13 protein-coding genes are annotated in these 17,518 nt (G+C 56.7%); all 13 read right to left on the minus strand.

What is annotated here, in order from left to right; all coding sequences use genetic code 11:
• Nucleotide 1 precedes the first annotated feature (1 nt).
• Genes ACUNV4_RS16315 through ACUNV4_RS16375 form a run of 13 tightly spaced genes read right to left on the minus strand, consistent with a single transcriptional unit; the run spans nt 2 to nt 17,511 of the window.
• Nucleotides 2–1,357: an ATP-binding protein gene (locus tag ACUNV4_RS16315; RefSeq protein WP_430879652.1), complete on the minus strand. Its 1,356-nt coding sequence runs from the start codon at nt 1,355–1,357 to the stop codon at nt 2–4.
• Entirely contained in the window at nt 1,354–4,197 is a 2,844-nt protein-coding gene (locus ACUNV4_RS16320; protein ID WP_430879653.1) for a contractile injection system tape measure protein, read from the minus strand. The genes ACUNV4_RS16315 and ACUNV4_RS16320 overlap by 4 nt, the downstream gene beginning before the upstream one ends.
• Nucleotides 4,124–6,796: a hypothetical protein gene (locus tag ACUNV4_RS16325; RefSeq protein WP_430879654.1), complete on the minus strand. Its 2,673-nt coding sequence runs from the start codon at nt 6,794–6,796 to the stop codon at nt 4,124–4,126. The genes ACUNV4_RS16320 and ACUNV4_RS16325 overlap by 74 nt, the downstream gene beginning before the upstream one ends.
• Entirely contained in the window at nt 6,742–7,635 is an 894-nt protein-coding gene (locus ACUNV4_RS16330) for a hypothetical protein (RefSeq protein WP_430879655.1), read from the minus strand. Before ACUNV4_RS16330 ends, ACUNV4_RS16325 begins: the two co-directional genes overlap by 55 nt.
• The gene (locus tag ACUNV4_RS16335; RefSeq protein ID WP_430879656.1) at nt 7,632–11,549 is read right to left on the minus strand and encodes a baseplate J/gp47 family protein; all 3,918 of its coding nucleotides are present in this window, start codon (nt 11,547–11,549) and stop codon (nt 7,632–7,634) included. Before ACUNV4_RS16335 ends, ACUNV4_RS16330 begins: the two co-directional genes overlap by 4 nt.
• A complete protein-coding gene (locus ACUNV4_RS16340) occupies nt 11,546–11,968 on the minus strand; it encodes a GPW/gp25 family protein (RefSeq protein ID WP_430879657.1) in 423 nt (140 codons plus the stop codon). The genes ACUNV4_RS16335 and ACUNV4_RS16340 overlap by 4 nt, the downstream gene beginning before the upstream one ends.
• Before the next feature lie 6 nt (nt 11,969–11,974).
• Nucleotides 11,975–12,274 (minus strand): PAAR domain-containing protein, encoded by a 300-nt coding sequence (locus tag ACUNV4_RS16345; protein WP_430879658.1) that lies wholly within the window; start codon nt 12,272–12,274, stop codon nt 11,975–11,977.
• A gap of 56 nt (nt 12,275–12,330) precedes the next feature.
• The gene (gene vgrG, locus ACUNV4_RS16350; RefSeq protein ID WP_430879659.1) at nt 12,331–14,124 is read right to left on the minus strand and encodes a type VI secretion system tip protein VgrG; all 1,794 of its coding nucleotides are present in this window, start codon (nt 14,122–14,124) and stop codon (nt 12,331–12,333) included.
• Nucleotides 14,125–14,129: 5 nt separating this feature from the next.
• Nucleotides 14,130–14,819 carry a CIS tube protein gene (locus tag ACUNV4_RS16355; protein ID WP_430879660.1) on the minus strand — a complete coding sequence of 230 codons (690 nt, stop codon included), beginning with the start codon at nt 14,817–14,819 and terminating at the stop codon, nt 14,130–14,132.
• Complete coding sequence (locus ACUNV4_RS16360; protein ID WP_430879661.1) at nt 14,819–15,013, minus strand: hypothetical protein; 195 nt, start codon at nt 15,011–15,013, stop codon at nt 14,819–14,821. Before ACUNV4_RS16360 ends, ACUNV4_RS16355 begins: the two co-directional genes overlap by 1 nt.
• Before the next feature lie 7 nt (nt 15,014–15,020).
• Nucleotides 15,021–15,479, minus strand: coding sequence for a phage tail protein (locus tag ACUNV4_RS16365; protein WP_430879662.1), 459 nt, complete (start codon nt 15,477–15,479; stop codon nt 15,021–15,023).
• Nucleotides 15,479–15,937, minus strand: coding sequence for a phage tail protein (locus ACUNV4_RS16370; RefSeq protein WP_430879663.1), 459 nt, complete (start codon nt 15,935–15,937; stop codon nt 15,479–15,481). The genes ACUNV4_RS16365 and ACUNV4_RS16370 overlap by 1 nt, the downstream gene beginning before the upstream one ends.
• Nucleotides 15,938–15,966: 29 nt before the next feature.
• Nucleotides 15,967–17,511, minus strand: coding sequence for a phage tail sheath family protein (locus ACUNV4_RS16375; RefSeq protein WP_430879664.1), 1,545 nt, complete (start codon nt 17,509–17,511; stop codon nt 15,967–15,969).
• Between the last annotated feature and the right edge of the window lie 7 nt (nt 17,512–17,518).

A 17,518-nucleotide genomic window follows, 5' to 3' on the forward strand; every position in this document is an offset into this window, starting at 1 on the left:
CTCATCGCATCGTTCTGCCGGATTTACCGAATTCCCGGCGGATCCCTTCAACCAGGTCTGCTCGTCTGATTCCGGGGTGCCCCTGCTGCACGGCCTTGATGGCACCGTAGCGAACCACATTGACGATAGACCCTCCCGAGAGCTCGTAGCGCTGGGCGATGTCGTCAAGATCAACATCATCATCGATCGGGCATTGCTTGCCGATGATGCCTCGCCAGAGTCGGACCCTGAGATCGGCACTCGGCATGGGAAAGTAGATAACCGACTGAAAGCGACGCGCAAAGGCGTCGTCGATATTTGCATGCAGATTACTGGCAAGAATGACAACGCCTGAATAGTCTTCGACCCGCTGCAGCAAAAAGGAGACTTCACGATTCGCATGACGATCATTCGACGTACTGGTCTGCGTACGTTTTGCGAACAAGGCATCGGCCTCATCGAAGAATAGAATCCAGTCTTGATTTTCAGCACGATCAAACACCTTCGCCAGATTCTTTTCGGTCTCTCCAATGTACTTGGAGACCACCATCGACAAATCGATACGATAGACATCCACGCCTGCAGTGGCACCGATCAGGGTTGCGGTCAAGGTCTTGCCAGTGCCGGGCGGTCCGTGAAACAGACTACGAAAACCGGGTTTCAAGGTCCGACCCAGTCCCCAGTCTTCCAGAATGGTGTGCGAACTCCGTATCCACACATTGATATCGTCGATCTTGTCCAGCACCTCTGGTGCCAGAACCAGATCGTCCCAGCTCAAACGTGTCGTGATGAGACGTGCCGGGAATCCGCTCGTCTGTTTCGGGGTGCTACCGACCGGACCACTTGTCACTCGCTCCAGCGTTTCCGGGGTAACAAGCAGTCTTGTCGCCAGTAACGGCTCTGTATCCTGTGACTGCTCGAACCGGAGAATGCCCTGCGCGTTCAGGAAGTGGTCTGCAGACAGTACACGGGCCAACGCAAAGCGCGTCTTCAACTCACTCCCGGCGAGAACGAAAGCAACGGTTTCCAGTGTCGGCAGAAAGCCTCCATGATGCTTGCCACGATAGCCTCCGAACTCGGTGTACACGGTGTCAAGGGCCTTGTTGCGAATCAGAAATGCATCCAGTGCCTGCGGTCGGATTTCAGGCAGCAGGGCCATCAGCAGCACCAGCCGTTCGTCACTGCTCATCTGATTCTGTTTGATCAGCAAAGCGTAACCGGACTCATCGCCAGCCAGGTCCGGTGGCGTGGCGAGCGGCGCCTCGGGGGTCTTGCCATCCTGCTCGAAGTAGTGCTGGAAGCGCGTATCAAGCAAACGAGAGAACCAGTTGATTTCCCGCTCAAGCGTTGCTGCATTGTCTGTAGTTTGTGTATTCATCGCCAGCTCACTTGTACAAGGCGCTTCATCCAGCTCAACCGAATACTTCTGAACCCCCAGGGCACCTTGTCCAGCAACATGTCATAGGGGCGTTCCTCCACGAGCAACTGCCATGTGTCGTCGACCAGACACAAACGCCCCTCCCTTTGCAGAAACGATTCCCGCAATCCGCCGATCGATGTGCCTTGCAGCCCTGGCCAGTTCGCACATACCGACGTCAGGAGTTGTTCGACAATCGCCACATGTTCCTCTGCAATTCGCTCAGGCCTTCGCAACGGCACGTCCTGTGGTACCGCGCACAACAGTTTATTCAACACCAGGCGATATTCCGGCGCACCTGTTTCGCCAGCAACGGCATACTGCAACAGGTGCACCGCCTTTTCCGCTGCCTCTCTGCCAGTGAAAACGCCCGCGGACAGCAAGCCCGCCATATCGAACAAGCGGGGTATCCATGGCGCGAGTAATACGAGACCAGCGTTTTCCACAAAGACCTCTGCGGCGTAGTCACCAGTCGATGCGACGTCTTTCCGCTTTGTATTCTGACTTGAAATCCGTGGATCAACGGAAGTCGATTGTTCGCGTAGCCGGGTTTCATGAATCCAGCGTGTCTGCTTCGCCTTGATCAATGGCTCATCCGCTTGCGCAGTGGGAGGCGTGCCGGACGGAACACTGCCGTGTCCTGTCGCGCTGCCTGGCATCCTTTCTTTTACCTCCTTTCCGACATCTGACTCTGTTTTCGGCGTAGATGGTTGGGCTGGTTTATCTGCTGTGTCCGTTGTGTCCGTTGTGTCCGTTGTGTCCGTTGTGTCCGTTGTGCCCGTTGTGCCCGTTGTGTCTGGTGTGTCCGTTGTGATCGGAGTATCCGATGTATCCGATGTATCCGATGTATCCGATGTATCCGATGTATCCGATGTATCCGATGTATCCGATGTATCCGGTGTATCCGGTGTGCCTGCCTTGTACTTGACTCTGTCACGATCACTCAGCAGAGATGGTCGACCCTCCATTGCTTCCAGGTCCATCACGTCCTCGTTCAGCCATGCCATCAGCACTCGTGCACGGAAACTGGACGAGTGGGAGCTTCGTGTGGCAAAGCGATTGATCGAGGCCAGCAAGCTGTCAAGATGCTCCTTGCGTATTCGCCCACTTTCCTTCATGAGCAACTCGGTCATTCGTCTCAGCAGATCCGCTGGCAGACGCGCCGCTCCAGCGGCGGACCAGTGTCCGCTTGGTCTGTTCAGAAGCAGACTGGCAAGAGCCCTCGGACGCTGTGCAATCACCAGTTCGATATCAGAAGCATCTGGTACCCGCCCGGTAAACGCTGTCCCTTCCATCACCGTGCTCAAAGTTGACAGTACCGCATCAAGGCTTGCTTCAGAGGGCTCGCTACTACCGGTGGTGCGTCGCAGCGTGGCCTCAGCAGGCTGATTGCTGCCATTGGCATGCAGCCGCCTGACTGACCCACTTTCTGTAGTTTCTTGCTGCCCAGTCGCTGCATGCGATGCATCGTCAAGACTCGATATGGACGGGTATTCCGGTTCGCGATCATTAGCCAGGGCTTCCGAATTCGACGCCTGGAGACCCTGCCATTGATCAGAATCGCCGGCCAAGGCGTCATCGGGTTCGGGAGATTCCCATGATGGTTCTGTAGATCGTTCGGATTCCCGCACGAATTCTGTCGACGTCATGGACCTCCGTGGCGTCTCCCGCAATGCCTCGACCAGAGACAGGTCTTTGAGACGGGTCGAGTCAGTTTCTGTCGCCGCACCCAGAACAGCGTGCAGGGAATCGAGCACGTCAGACACACGGGCGTTATTGCGTCGCGCCATCTGACGTACGACGCCTTCCATGTAGGCGCGTTGATTGAAGTCACTGCCGCGATCAGCCGACACCCAGGCGAGAGTCAAGTCCCAGAACAGGTAGCGCCTCGCTGCGGGATCCTGCCTTGTATCATCTCCGGACTGATCCATTGATGGCTGGTGTTCGAACAACTGCCGCGCGATGCCTTCGACGAAAGTTCGTGCACCGCCAGCCAACCCCTCACTGACCTCTATCAGCTGCTTGTCCTGCAACTGGTCGATGAGGGATCTTCGCACTCTGTCACTGCCCACAACACGTCGCAAGCGCCTGATCGAGGATCGAGAACGTAATGAACTCAGGTGAGACAACAGCGTGACCAGGATATCGCTGCGACCGGTCGACCCTGTCACGGCCAGCCGTTCAATCAGCATACCCAGCGCGCTGTCCGGGAGCTGCGCGACAAGCCGCTGAATCAGACTCTTGCGTGAGGAGGCGGACGTGATGCGAGACACCAACTCCTGCCAGTTATCACGCACGACACGCAGGCACAAGGCATCAAAGTCCGCACTTGCCAGACTCGAACTCTGCCAGCCCGCATGACCGTCGCGCAACATGCCCAGAAGCATACTCAGCTCATGCTGTCGGGTATCGAGCAATCCTTCGGTCGTCGTGCCGCTTCTGGCCCTGACTATACGCTCGCTCAGCACATCCGTCAGCGCACGCCTCAACACACCCTCCAGCTCACTGGCGTGCAGTGTCTGTGGCAGTCGGCCCAGATCGATCTCCACGCTGTCAAGGGATAGCCACTCCCCTTCCGGCGATAGCGCATCAAAGACCTCCGAAGCGACCTTTCTGACCCCGTTACCGAAGATCTCGCCAAGTCTGCCCTGGCTGGCCAGGGCCACGTCCGCAGAGTCAAAGTCGAGTTCGACCTCAACGCTTCCGATGACATGAGAGGCGGCCACCTCAGAGCTTGCTCGCGTCACGGGCGCGTGCCTGATATCCCAGTAGCTGATCAACAAGGTCGACCGCCGCAGCATCGATTGCCTCCACAGTGGCATTCCTGTCACGTCGCAGACGCAGCCATTCACCGTGACTCTGCTCGAAAGCACTCATTTCATCGGTCTCCAGCCACAGACATTGCCCGAACGTATGCGCGGGAGCGTTCAGTGCAAATGTCTCTTCGGCGAGCAGGCGGAAATTCGGATCTCGACAACGAGCAGTCCAGGCAGGCAACATGACGCTGAAACGCAGAGGGTAGAAGTTTTCCCACAAGGCTTCGTTCCAATCGGGCGTTTTCGTGAAATGGCGCTCCCCTCCGGCGAAAGGTCGCAGGAGAATATGCTCCAGCAGATGCATGCCTTCACAGTTGACGTTCAATCTGATCAGGGTACTGCGCAAGGCACGCGCTGCATGCTCTGCTCTCGTGCGGCCTTCAACCGTTGCCAGGCGCCACCAGCGATCCTCGCCGTCGCTGAAGGCAACCACATACGATTCATCTCCGTCACTCGATTGCGGACAGCGTCCGATACGATAGCGTTCGGCACGCACCCCCACGGCCAACAACTGTTCCTTTCGTGCGCTGCGAAAGGAAGGGACCGTCAAACCCTCCGGCAATCTGGTGAAGGCTGCCTTTTCAGAGCGTTCGCAGTCTGGCACGCGATGAAAACTGTCATCAGGCTCAATGGCTTCGGTTGATATATCACCAACGAATGCCTGCAGCAGCCGTTCGAGCTCCGCCGTTTCGCCGCTCATGGCTGTAGACAGTTCGTCGTCATCCGGCGATTCGTACGCGGATACGTACTCGCATCCCGAAACGGGGGCTACCAGCGATCGCTGATCCCGTTGACGGAATCCCAGCAGCAGTGAGGCGCGGTATTCGAGTCCGGACACATTCGGCCCTTCTCTGGCCGACAATGGTACAAGACAGGTGCTGCGGGTGTAATCAAAGGCAGCAGCCCGGTCTCGAGTAATCGTGGTAACGGCACGCAGATACTCGAGCTTGTTCTCGACGACAACACTGTCAGTCTCCTCGCGGTCATAGTAGTGGTCAAAACCCCTGAGGGAGCTTTGCATGAAGGATTCTCCGTAGGCAGCCAGCATGTGGTCGTAGAGACGTGAACGACGCTCGGTGTGGTCGTCAAGGGAGCGCATCGTCTCGTCATGATACCGGCGAGCCAGCTCCTCGTTACCAATGACCCGCTCTGCACCCGGTATGAGATCAGCGTCCAGAAAGCGCCAGTGATAGGAGTCAGACGTACCAGGCTCGGTTGAAAAAAGGTCGGCCAGATGTTCGGTGTTCTCGCCATGATCAGCCAGCAATTGCTCGAACAGCATCAGATAGGCCTTGAGTTGCGCCGCACGACCATGATCGGCTGCAGGGGCTGAACCCGGTACTCCTTCGGCAGAAATGCCGTAGACGTTCGGAAACTGATTCTGCAGCGAGTGGTAACGCGAGAAATCACGATAGCTGCCGCTTGGTGGCGTATACAGTGAATGGATCTGTGTTCGCGCCTGACGTCGCTCCCGCGCCTTGAAATCCAGCTCTGCATATTTTCGCCACAGATCCTCGGCCAGTGCATCGAAGGGCCGACCGTTTTTGGTCAATCTCACATGACAGTCAGGTTCACCCGGCTTTGGAACCCGCAACTGCAATACACGCCCGTCCCTGAATCGTTGCAGGACCTCATGGTGTCTGAGTCTGTCCTCTGCCGAACCGCTTTCGATCCACAAGGCCGTCACCGTTACCACGCTGTCAATCCGGCTCACGGCCGCCACCAGATCGGCGATCTGGATGACATCATCTTCACTGCCGAATCGTCGCTCTTCCAGTTGCCCGATACCAGCCAGTGGACCGCTCAACAGTTCCTCCAGAGAAACATCTGCATCCAGCGATTCACGTAGCGGTGTGACCTTGACATCGGCTGCAATCAGGGCAGCGCAATCGTGAAAGATCTCGGCCAGAACATCATCAGCCAATCGGGTTCCGTCAAACTCGATGGTCGCGTGCAACTCCACCGGAATGACGGGAGCCACCAGTACCGTGCCGAGAATATCTTCACAAAGATTTCGTCTTGCAAGGTAAGCCTGTTTGACCGCGTCCGCCGCACGCAATCGTTCCTCCGGACTGTCCGACTCCACGCGTACGATCAACGGGTGCAGGCCTTGCGCCGCCCGAGCCTGCCTGCGGGCGACTGGCTGCCAGTCATTGGATAGCCAGACGTTATCGATTGACGGAACAGCATCGAGCAGTGCACGACGATAGTCGCTGTCGGTTGTCGGCCTGCAAGGAAAGACAGACTCTGGCCGATGCAAGGCCAGCTTCTCGAATTCGATCCTGCCGTCGGGGCCAGTCAGGTAATCCGCCGTGTCGAAGCTGTTGCGATAGATCAGTTCGGTCAAGGCATAGCACAATTGCTCGAGTATGGTGACGCCGGGATCGTGCGGATTGTAGTCACTCCAGACGTCTCCACAGAGCGCTTCCAGTTGCTTGATACCCGCTTCACGCAAGGCAGCGAAGCTGTCAGGATGCTTGGTCTCCGGCTTGCGCGATATGAATACCTTGCCTGCGGTGGCCTCCTCCATCACGGCATCCTGCTGCCTGGATTCCAGGAGCCCTCCATCAATGGGTCGTCCCACAGATCGGTCACGTGATAGCGGATCTGAACAGGTGTCCCGTCAGCTCCTGTGCCATAGTCGGTATTTGAACGAATCTGCAGCCGATAGGCATGTTTTTCCCCGACCCAGCGCAACGACAGTTTATCGGCACGTGCGCGATACCAGCTCTGATGGCAGCGTATCCGGTTCTTCCAGCCGAACAGATTGAAGAAGAATCCGACAGGCTGAAACGCATTGATGGCTTTCGCCTGCAACAGTGCATAGCGCCCGGTGTCCTTCTTGCCAACGCCTGCCACCACCTCGAAGGCATGACAGCCTTCCAGGTCTTCGGTAATGTCATGCCACTCACCATCAGCATGTACCGGAGGCACGACACCGGGCACGACGACAGATGGCGGTACCTTCTCTGCATCCAGCGCCCGGGGCGGCACCACGCCGATACGGCACGGCACTCGAAGTGTACCGCCGACATCCAGTGAGTAACGTGGGTCAGGCGTATTGACCCCCACCCTTCCATCGCGACCCAGCACCAGAGTGGGGGGTGCCCGATTTTCAAGGCTGGTTTCGGACTCATCGTTGTGATCGGCATGCAGCAATTCCTGAAAGACGAGTGTGCCTTCATGATCCTTGTCGAAACCTAGACGCCACAAGGGGTGGTGAACCGAACGAATGTCACGCAGAAAGGTCAGCAGAGCCTGCTCACCACCCTGCGTTGATACCTGTAGTCCCTCACTGGGCGTTTTCCGAAATCCATCATCACTGAGATTGAGTGCGGAATCGATCAGATCGTGAAACTGATCCTGACTCGGCAACGAGCCATCCTCGAAGTATTTTTTCAGTGTCGAGCGGTTGCTTGTCACGAGTGTTCCTGCCTGCCCAGTATCAGGGTGCTGCCGATTTCGAGTCTGCCAACCCCTGCCGGTGAGGGCTGTCGTTCTTCGTTATCTCGCACGATTTCAATTCGATGACGCCGACTCGGCACAGCCAGACTCCACGGAACGGATGGTCTGAGTTCTTCAAGACGCCACTTGCGCGCGATATCCTCGGCGCTCAGGATCGAATCGGCGCCGTTGGAACCCGCCGCAGCGGTATCATCAAGACTGTATTTCCCTGTCCCGTCACGGGTGACACGCAGCATTGAAAACGCGGTCACGAAGGTGACCCAGGGGAACGCTGACAATAGCGCCTCGATATCCTTGCGCTGAATCCGCCAACCGAAGGAAACGCCGTAACCACCATCCTTCCAGGGAGAAATGAAATCGGAGATGGCGCTGTCGATTCGACGCAGTGCCTCACCGCTGGCAATATCCTCGTCCAGCCGCACGGCACAATGAACCTGCACCTGTTCGAGTGCCGGATTTCGCACATCCAGCGTGACGAAAGGCGAGCACGATTGTTGTAGATAGGCGCGCATCTCCCGCAGTTCCAGTGAGTCGAACCGTGCCGTCGAGGGACTGGATGACCACTTGCGATTGATATCCGGCACCACCGCAACCAACACATGTCCCGGCGCTTCATCATCTCGATCGGCACTGGTATTGGTAAAACACTTGACCTTGGCCACCCCGGGAAAACGCTCCAGAATCAGGCGCTCATAGTCCCAGGGAGTTTGTGCTCTCTTCTTGTGTCGCAAGCGTTCGGCTACCCGGGTTTGGCGAGCCGCAGGGGTTTCCACGGGGAAACCTCCGAACGCTACGCCCGTCTGTCGCACTCGGCCTACGCCGCCAACGGCACTTTGCCAGATTGCACCCCGCCCACCGGGCCAACCGGGCTCCGGATCCGGCTCGGCAGGCGCGTTTTCCTCTGTGGCTGGAACTCGCGTCGCACGAAGTGCGTTGGTAGACACCGAATACAACGTCGGGAAACTGTTCAGGGCACCGTTGGCGCCAACAGCAAACCACCAGCAGTCGCCAGGTAGCAGCGTGTTGTCCTGATTGATATCTGCGGGCACCTTTATCGTGATGATTCCGGAGCGAAAGAAGCCCTTGGTGGTATCCGACAGCAGTCGTTTTGCAGGCAAATGCAGCCATCGATTGGACGCCAGATAGAACCAGCCGATCTCGGTATTCACAAGATCATCCGTCTCGCTCGCATCATCGTTGAGATGAAACAACAGTTTCAGTTCACCTTCGGGCCGCACACCCTGCAAGCCGATGAGCAACATTCCCTCCATCGGATGTCGTGGCAGCAAGGGGCAACCTTCACGGCCTAGTGGACTCCAGGCATTACACCAGCCAAAGGGATGCTCGTGCAGCAGTCGATCACTTGAAGAGTCGTGCAGATCCGTGATACCCGGATCAGCCTTGACCACGGCCGTTGCCACATAGTCAATCGATATGCGATTGACTCGAGGGGTGTAGGGTTCGTTGGGCAACACGACCGATTTTCGTCGACGCGCATTGGTCGTAAGTCCATCGGTCAGCAGACGCGGATATTCTGCATGACCGAAGCCATGCGGAGTCGGATCAAGCGAAAGTCGTAGCAAACCGTCGCGAGATCGTGTCGAATACTCGAGTGTCCCGGTTGGTGGTGTGGCTAGCGGACTGAATTGCTTGACATCCACCGGCAGACGCCGTTGCGAGTCCAGACGATTGCCAGAACCGTCATTCACGAAAAGCGGCTTGCCCCCACCACCTTCGTCAATCCATTCGCCGTGTCTGAGTACCGACGTTCGCACACGCAATGTATCGGTATCGTAGCGCTTGTCGTAGCCCTCGTAGTGTCTGATGAAACCACCCTCTCCCAGTGGCAAGCCGCCCCAGTCCAGCACGACATCGAAAGCAACAAGGTTTTTCGATGCTGCTTCTGCACAACCGATGACAAGTCGTGAATCCCGATCCGGCAATGGACCGAACGGCTGAAACGGAGCGGCTGGATCGACCCTGCCAAGCTGGTTCCACAGATCAAGCGAGGTCAGACCGCGCGCGCTCACCCTGAGTTCGACCCGATCGACTGCGATCTGATCAAACAGCGAGCGGACATGAACGGAAGAGGCCGGATTCATGCGCAACCCGATTACCGGCAAGTTGGTGTCGAAATCCGGACCATGCAGTTCGCGCGAAAAAGGCACGATGGCGGCCGCACTCGCAGACGGACGATAGACAAGCCGTATACCCAGCGCATGCGTGTCCCCAGCCGATTCTATCGGCTCGAAGTGAAAGTCACTTGTCTCACCCCAGCCGTCCGGTCCGGTAAAACGCAGCAGGAAAGCGTCGCGAAACAATTCATGGAAAATCGCCAGCCGTTCACGACTCAGATAAGGGAGAATCGTATGGTACACACCTGCCAGGTGACGTTCGGGAGGACCTGGACTGAAGCGTTGCGCGACAACTGCAAGCAACCTCCTTCTTTCTTCGGGCGACAGCCAGCCGTTTGCGCCAAGCAATTCCCATCCGAGTATGCGTCCGAGATCCGCATGAAATGCATTGTCATCAGCGCTATCGATCAGACTGCCCAAGGCATCTTCGAACTCGGGAAATACTTCTCCTGGAGCCGGTGTCATGACGATATCGGCAATGATGATTCGGTCGCCTTCGGCCAGATTCAACGCAGCACTGGCAGTATAGAAACCGAAGCGTGCAGGCCGATTGCCTGTTCCCAGTTTGCTGACACCGAACATCGGTCGTGCCCGACCCTGGCCTGTCGAGTCGGGGAAGCTGCCCGTTTCACTTCGCGCGATCAGTCCCAATTCGGTTTCTGGCGATATGAGGCGGTCTCGTGCCCGGATGGAGGTGTGCAGCATCGCAACCCTCAATGGCATCAATCTCAGCGACTCGTCGGCGCGGTAGGTCACGTCCCGACCGGCGCTGTCACGTCCGGCAACAAACAGTGAATCGGCAGCTACCTTGACCTCGCTGACGCCTGCGGCAGGCTCCAGCACCAGGTGAACGTGATCTGGACGGGCCTTGCGGGCTGATACGCCCAGCACTGACTGATAATAGAATGCCAGACGTTGCCCGGGAAATTCGTTCAGCCGGTCTTGAGCGCGTCCGAAGAGGCGCAAGAACGCGACGTACAGGCCGAACGCCGCCTCATGTCTGCCGCTGGCCAGGCTATCCTCGAGACGCAGTGCGACCAGCTCCTGCAGTTGAATGATGGTCCCGATGAAACTCGCAAAGCGCGCCGCCAGCAAGCGAGAACGACGCTCATCGGCATCGGCCTCGCGATCAACCTGGCTGGCACTTGTTGCGGTCGAGGTATGCCCCCACTGATCCTCCCGGGATTGACCTGCCCATTCCCTTGCCTGCCAGACCTGCGCAAATCTGTATCGATCACTTGTCGCAGACACAGTCTCACCGTTGTACGCTTCTTCCCGCAGCGCTTCGAGCAACAACAATACGCCATGCAATTCAGTCGCAAGCCTGCCCTCGACAATCCGCGAGATTCTCTCGGCGAGTTCTGCGGCGCTTTCATGTTCAGCGTTCCCCAGACGGAGCAACCACTGGTCCAATCGTCGTGCCAGATCCAGAATCAGCCTGCCTTGAGCCGCAAGGTCACCACCGGCGCTGAGGCTTTGATACAGATGCTCCAGTTGCGCGATGTTGACACTTGATATACTGGCCATTACAGCCAGTTCATCAGCGGCAAACAAGGGCTCCCAGGTACCTGACTTGCGATCGTTCAGATCCCGGAAAAGCAGATTCCCGGCAAGCCGCTCTCCCAGGGCAATCAGCTGCAGCAGTCCTCGCTCATCGACATTGAAGTAGCCCGGTGACAGCGCAGGCTGTACGCGATCCGCCTGCGACGTGCCGTCACGCTCGTGGGTCTGGTTCATTCCGACCCCACGATGTCGGTTCCCTGAAGAAGGTAGAAGGGGTAGACAAGATTGCTGCGAGTGTTGGTACTGCGGATGCGGTAGCTCAATGTGACCTCGATGATTCCGGCCAACGCGTCTTCGACAACAATCTCGACACCCTCCAGATCGATACGGGGTTCGAAAAACAGGACGGCCCGCTCTATCCGGTCACGGATCTCCGTCACTGTTGCCTGACCGATATGCTCGAATACCATCGCGCGGAGTCCGCCGCCGTAACTCGGCCGCATGACCCGTTCTCCCGGTTCGGTCGAGAACAGGATTCGCAGCGCCTCACGAATATCCTCTTCCTCGGACACCATCGCCACTGCTCGGCCGCGTGGGCTGAAGCTGACCGGGAAAGACCAGCCGGTTCCGAGGAAGGCGTTTCCATCAGGCATGGCCGCTCAACCTCCGATCATCACGGTCGGTTCACCGAGCACGATGCTGCCACCGTGCGCGCAGCTGTCTCCCATGCGCGCCGCCGGCTTGCCGCCGATCATGACAGTTGCCGAGCCCTTGACGATGGAATCCGGTGGGCCGACACAAATGGCGCTGTCACCCAAGGTCGCAGCAGGCAGTTTGCCTATCAGAACGGTCGGCACGCAGGGGCCGGCTATCGGCCCACCGACATGCGGTATCGGTGGCAAACCCGGCGTAACCATGGGGCACACGTGCATATCGGTCTGTCTGGCTGCTGGGGGCATGTTCGCTCCATTCCGTTCAACGAGTATTTCTGCCTTGTGAAAACTGCAAGTATTGTTCAATTGATCATGACCATGGCGCCTTTGACAGTTGTATTACCCGAGGCTGACAGCTCCGCTGACGCCCCGCCCTTTGCCTTGAAACCCACCTTGGCTGACTGTTCTATATTGATCCCTTCAGCCTTGATATCACCTTTGGCCTCGACATTGACATTTCCGCCTGCCTCCAGGGAAATGTCTCTCCTGGCGATGATGGAAATATCCGTTTCACTTGATATCCTGATACCCGCATCATCAAGCGTCATCACATTCCCATGTGAATCCTCGACACACACCTTCTTGTCTTCGTCATCCAGTGTCATGCGATGGCCACCTGGTGTTTCGATCATCACCCGTTTTCGTTCATCGTCGAATTCTATCTTCACCTTCGAACGGCCTACATAAGCCTTGATGTCGTTAGGCTCAAGCATGTCATAGGGTGGTTCATTGACTTTGCTGTAGAGACTTCCCATCACGATTGCCTGTGTCGGATCGTCATCGATGAAACCGACAACCACCTCATCGTCAATCTCGGGCACATAGAAGGATCCGAATCCCTTGGATGCCTGAGCATGAGAGAGTCTCGCCCAGACAGGATTGTCATCGTCGTGCAGCACAGGGATACGCACTTGCACGCGATAAGCATTGTCCGGATCTTCATGTACCCTGGCGACCACACCAATGTGCAATCCCCGGATGGCTGGAAGTCGTCCGGATGCAGGCAAGGCATCAACATCATGCGTCTCGACAAACCACTCAGGGGCCAGACCAAGTTCCACCTCCGTTATCCATTCTCCATCAGAGAGGGAATGCTGCACACTGCCTATCCAGGCATCACCGTTGAAACGATCTCCGACACCCTTCAAGGTGATCAGTGAGCCCGGCTTTGCCAACGCATTACCCTGGAAACTCACACGACCACGAATTCTTGCCAGTTCCGCCTTGTGTTGTGCAGCCTTTGCCCAGTTGCTTAACTGAGGTTTGTCGATGATTGCCGAGCTTTGCAGGCCGAAGGTTTTCGGACCAACCACCTTTGCCAGCTCTCTGGAGGTGAGGTTGCCTTGCTTGCTTCGCCCCTTGGGCTTTTCTCCACCCACCTTGACGAGTTCCTGTGTTTCGGGGTCCCACGCAGCCGCATCGATCTCCGCGCATTGCGAGCGAGCATCCATTTCGGCGTCGAAGGCGATCAGATCCTGGCCATAGGTGACGACAAGTGCAGCCGATCCCGTGAACTCGGGCGCAGCTACCGTGATCTTGCCTGAATCGGCTATGACGACCTGACCGTTTACCTCCGCGCGACTGAGCAGGAAGTCCCAGTCCGTGGCGTAGTACTGCACCATGCCCGCGTGTACTACCTCGGTCTTCTCGACCTCAGCATTCAAGCCACTATGGCTACCAATGAGTTTGCTGGCAATTTCGCTATCGTTGAGGTCCGTGTAAACAGCATTTCGGCGTGCCAGTGTCATTTTTACAGCCGGGTCTCGACACTCGATGACCAGAGAGGAGTGACCGCTGCGCACTACCCGCACTCCGTGTTTGACCAGGACACCCTTGAAGATGGTTCGGGTCTGGCCTCCATAGCCCGCCTCGATGGTCACCACAGCACCGGGCACCAATTGCGTGCCATCACTGAGCGGAAAACTACCCGCGGCCATGTCGCCATCTTCGAATACCACTTTCGCCCAGGGAATGGTATTGATGCGAGCCACGACCTCCATCGAGATGATCGCCACTCTGTCACTGATTGCAGTGCCGTCACTTGTCAAGGTGACGCTGAGTGGACCGGTACTGTTGGTGGAAGGCGATTCTGCCATACGATTCAGTGCTCCCTGCGCAATGGTGGAAACGCCAGTCGCATACCGGGCTCGAGATGACGAAACTCGGTCAGGCCGTTGTAGCGAGCAACTTCCGGGTAATAGGAACCATCCTCGTAGACCTGCTCGCACAACAATGGCAAGGTGTCACCGGCCTTGACGACGATCAGGTGACTCAGATCTGGCGATGAACGATTGGCCCGTAGCGCCATTTCCACGGTGCTCATGAACCCGGTAAACGATAACGCCACCTTGGCGCGCAGCGGTTCACCGTCAGGCTTGAACAGGGTATATTCGATGTTCAAGCTCTGCAGTCGTCCGAAAAAGATCAAAGTGCCCCACAGCAGGCGGACAACACGCGGCTCATGCAAATTGCCATTGTAGGTGTAGATTATCTTCTCGAGCTTGTCGATCTGGTCTCTGACGCTGTGTTTGGCCGGGGCTGTCACGCCAGTGCAATCAACGAGGTAATCGAAGGAAAGCGTATCCCCGTTCATCCTGCTGAATCTCGGATGATTCCCGGACTTGCCTAGTTCCTTGCTATCGACATATCGAATCTGCTTCCGGTGTTTCCATGAAGCCGGGTTGAGCATCAACTCGAACGGATCTCCATCGACAGAGATACTCCCGTCCTTCTTGACCTTGCAAGGTGTCACTGCAAGTCGTTTACCGGATTTTTCGTAGCGATCACCCATCAGCGCTCTCGAGGTGATTTCACATGATCGGCAAGCCGGTGCTTCCATTCATCCAGCTCATCCAGCAGAGAGTCCGCAAAACCGTCTCCAGGAGAATGATTGCGCGCCTCGCTGTCAGCCATGATGTCCGTATCCTGTGATTCATCATTACCGACTCGGGAACGTATCAGCAATTGTCGAAGCTCGATAGTCATCTGATCATCAGTCGTTTCGTTTGAGTGTGTTATAGGCCAGTTCGATGGTTTCGATGGCAAGCTCGTTGCGGGTTGACTCGAAGGCTCCCACCTCCCACTTCACAGGCCAGGCATTCGACAGCGTCCAACTACGCGCCGGGTCCCCGTTTGCATCAAGCAGCTTCACGACCACCTCCTTCGGCTCGATGGCCACGGCGAAACCGTTGTCCAGAACGTCCTGGCACCATTCCACCAGTGATGCGTCAATGGGCGCGATGCCTCGTTTGAGCATGAGGTTGGGATGCGAAACAGCCTTGGGGAGCTTGTGCACGAACGTGTTCTCGCCACCTTCCGAATAGCTTTCCACTTCAATGGTCGAAGTCAGGCCACTCACTTCCTGAAAAGCGCTGTCTTCTTCACCATTGTTGCCTCCAATGGAGACGGAGAAGTAGAAGGCTACCGGTGGAGCGAGATTCTCGTCAGCCATCAGTCGTTGGTGATCACCATGCCTTCATGAGCAATCTCGATCGAATCGATGGCCACTTCGTTGCCATCTGACTTCAGATCGGTTCCGGTGATCTTGGTCGGCCAGGCATTGGCCAGAGTCCAGACCATGGTGGGTTCTCCGTTTTCGTCCAGCAGGCTGATCGTGACCGGCACACGTTCAATCGTATTCATCTTGATCTGGCTGAACCAGTCCCAGAACTTGTTATCCGATTTGAACACACCACGTTTCATGGTGACATTGCCGTACTTGACCAGCCCCGGCATGCTGATGGTTCCGAACTGCTTGCTGTTGCCGTGACGGTATTCGATCGGCTGTGCCTCGACATCGAGCCCCGATATTTCCTGAAAGGACATCTCTTCCGAATTCCAGGTCACTTTGAAATAGAACTTCGGCAGTGGCCACACTGTGGTTGACTGCTCGGCACCATTATCGGCCATTGTATTTTCCTCTGTCGGCTGTGTTCAGATCAGGATTTCTGCATCTGCTGCTGGAAGGTCAGTTCGATGAATTCAGCGGGACGACTCACGGCAACCAGTATCGTCACTCGAAGAATGCCTTCGAGTATGTCCTCCGGGGTCATTGTTTCACCCAGGCCGACATGCACACTGAATGCATCATCGGGTACAGCGCCCGCCAGTCCGCCACGCTTCCAGATACCGGTGAGAAAGTTGCGGATCATGCCCTTCATCGTCACCCAGGTATTGGCGTCATTGGCATCGAACACATACGCCTTGCTGGCGAGCTTGATCGATTGCTCCAGCATGATCATCGTTCGGCGTACATTGATGTAGCGCCAGTCGAGGCTGTTGCCATCGAGCGTACGTGCACCCCAGACCAGAGTACCTTCGCCCACAAAGCTGCGGATTGCATTGATGGATTTGCCTTGCGGCGTGACATTCAAGTCTTCCTGTTCATCGTGAGACAGATTCACGGCAGGTTTCAGAACACCATTCAGACTGACGTTCGCCGGAGCCTTCCAGACACCGCGAGTATTGTCGACCATGGTGTAGACACCCGCCATTGCCCCACTGGGCGGCAGACGGTTGGTACGGTCCCGTATCTGTTCCAGCAGGTTGTTGAATATCGGGCTCAAGGCAATCAGGCTCTTGTTCAACAAGGATTGATGGATATCGATCTCGGCCTTCTCCTCGTCTGTCCAGTTGTCAGTGCCGAGACGTTCGAGCAAGCTGGCCTGCTGTTGCGCCTTCGGTGACAAGGACTCCGTATCCCCGCCAATACCCAGCTCCTCTGTCAGGATCTCCTGCAACCGCTTCTTGCTGTCATCGTCGAACAGTCTGTAGTCGAGCTCCTTCGCTTGCAGAACGGTTGTATCAATCCAGGGATAGTAGGCACTGGCATAATCGAGATTGTTCACCCCGAGAGCCGTGCGAAAGGCGGTGATGACATCCTCCCCATCGGTTCGGGCCTTGTAGCCTTCGTACACGTCCAGTATGGCGATTCGGCTCTGCATCTTTGCACATTGATCCATGGCCTTTTTCTGCACATCTGCGCAATTGACCCTTTCACCGAGCAACACGGCATCTGGCACGACAATCATGGTCGGCTCTTGCTCCTTGACCAGATGATCAATGCCTGCCATCAATGTGCCGGAATCCGGTTCGGAGCTGTAATCCCCAACGGATACGATGTAGCAGGTGCCGCCTCCGTTCTGAAAGAACAGCACCATGCTGTAGTACAGGTTGTAATCCTGACTGGTACGGACAAGGAAATAGTCGGTATCACCCTGCTGGACGGCAGGCTCCCCGTCGTATCCCTCAGGCCGTGTCGTGGACAGTTCGTACCTGATCTCGGGACCAAAGCCGAAATACTGGTGGTACTCGGCCATGGATGTGATTCTCCTTGGCGCGTTTGTCAGCGACGTTCGCCTATCGAGTGCCATTTGTGTATGACCCACGAATGCAGGCACGGCGGTGGCCACCTCGACGACAGAGCTGGGAAAGGCACTTTTCTCGACGATATAGACGCCTGGCGTTTTCATGACCTTGGCCACGGCAATT

The organism is Granulosicoccus sp. 3-233 (genome assembly GCF_052681095.1).

What these genes read in the sequence shown, in the direction of transcription:
- ACUNV4_RS16370 (WP_430879663.1), bottom strand. Translation starts at nt 15,937, where the DNA reads ATGGCCGATAATGGTGCCGAGCAGTCAACCACAGTGTGGCCACTGCCG.
- ACUNV4_RS16340 (WP_430879657.1), bottom strand. Translation starts at nt 11,968, where the DNA reads ATGCCTGATGGAAACGCCTTCCTCGGAACCGGCTGGTCTTTCCCGGTC.
- vgrG (WP_430879659.1), bottom strand. Translation starts at nt 14,124, where the DNA reads ATGGCAGAATCGCCTTCCACCAACAGTACCGGTCCACTCAGCGTCACC.
- ACUNV4_RS16365 (WP_430879662.1), bottom strand. Translation starts at nt 15,479, where the DNA reads ATGGCTGACGAGAATCTCGCTCCACCGGTAGCCTTCTACTTCTCCGTC.
- ACUNV4_RS16345 (WP_430879658.1), bottom strand. Translation starts at nt 12,274, where the DNA reads ATGCCCCCAGCAGCCAGACAGACCGATATGCACGTGTGCCCCATGGTT.
- ACUNV4_RS16320 (WP_430879653.1), bottom strand. Translation starts at nt 4,197, where the DNA reads ATGCTGCGGCGGTCGACCTTGTTGATCAGCTACTGGGATATCAGGCAC.
- ACUNV4_RS16315 (WP_430879652.1), bottom strand. Translation starts at nt 1,357, where the DNA reads ATGAATACACAAACTACAGACAATGCAGCAACGCTTGAGCGGGAAATC.
- ACUNV4_RS16335 (WP_430879656.1), bottom strand. Translation starts at nt 11,549, where the DNA reads ATGAACCAGACCCACGAGCGTGACGGCACGTCGCAGGCGGATCGCGTA.
- ACUNV4_RS16360 (WP_430879661.1), bottom strand. Translation starts at nt 15,013, where the DNA reads ATGACTATCGAGCTTCGACAATTGCTGATACGTTCCCGAGTCGGTAAT.
- ACUNV4_RS16355 (WP_430879660.1), bottom strand. Translation starts at nt 14,819, where the DNA reads ATGGGTGATCGCTACGAAAAATCCGGTAAACGACTTGCAGTGACACCT.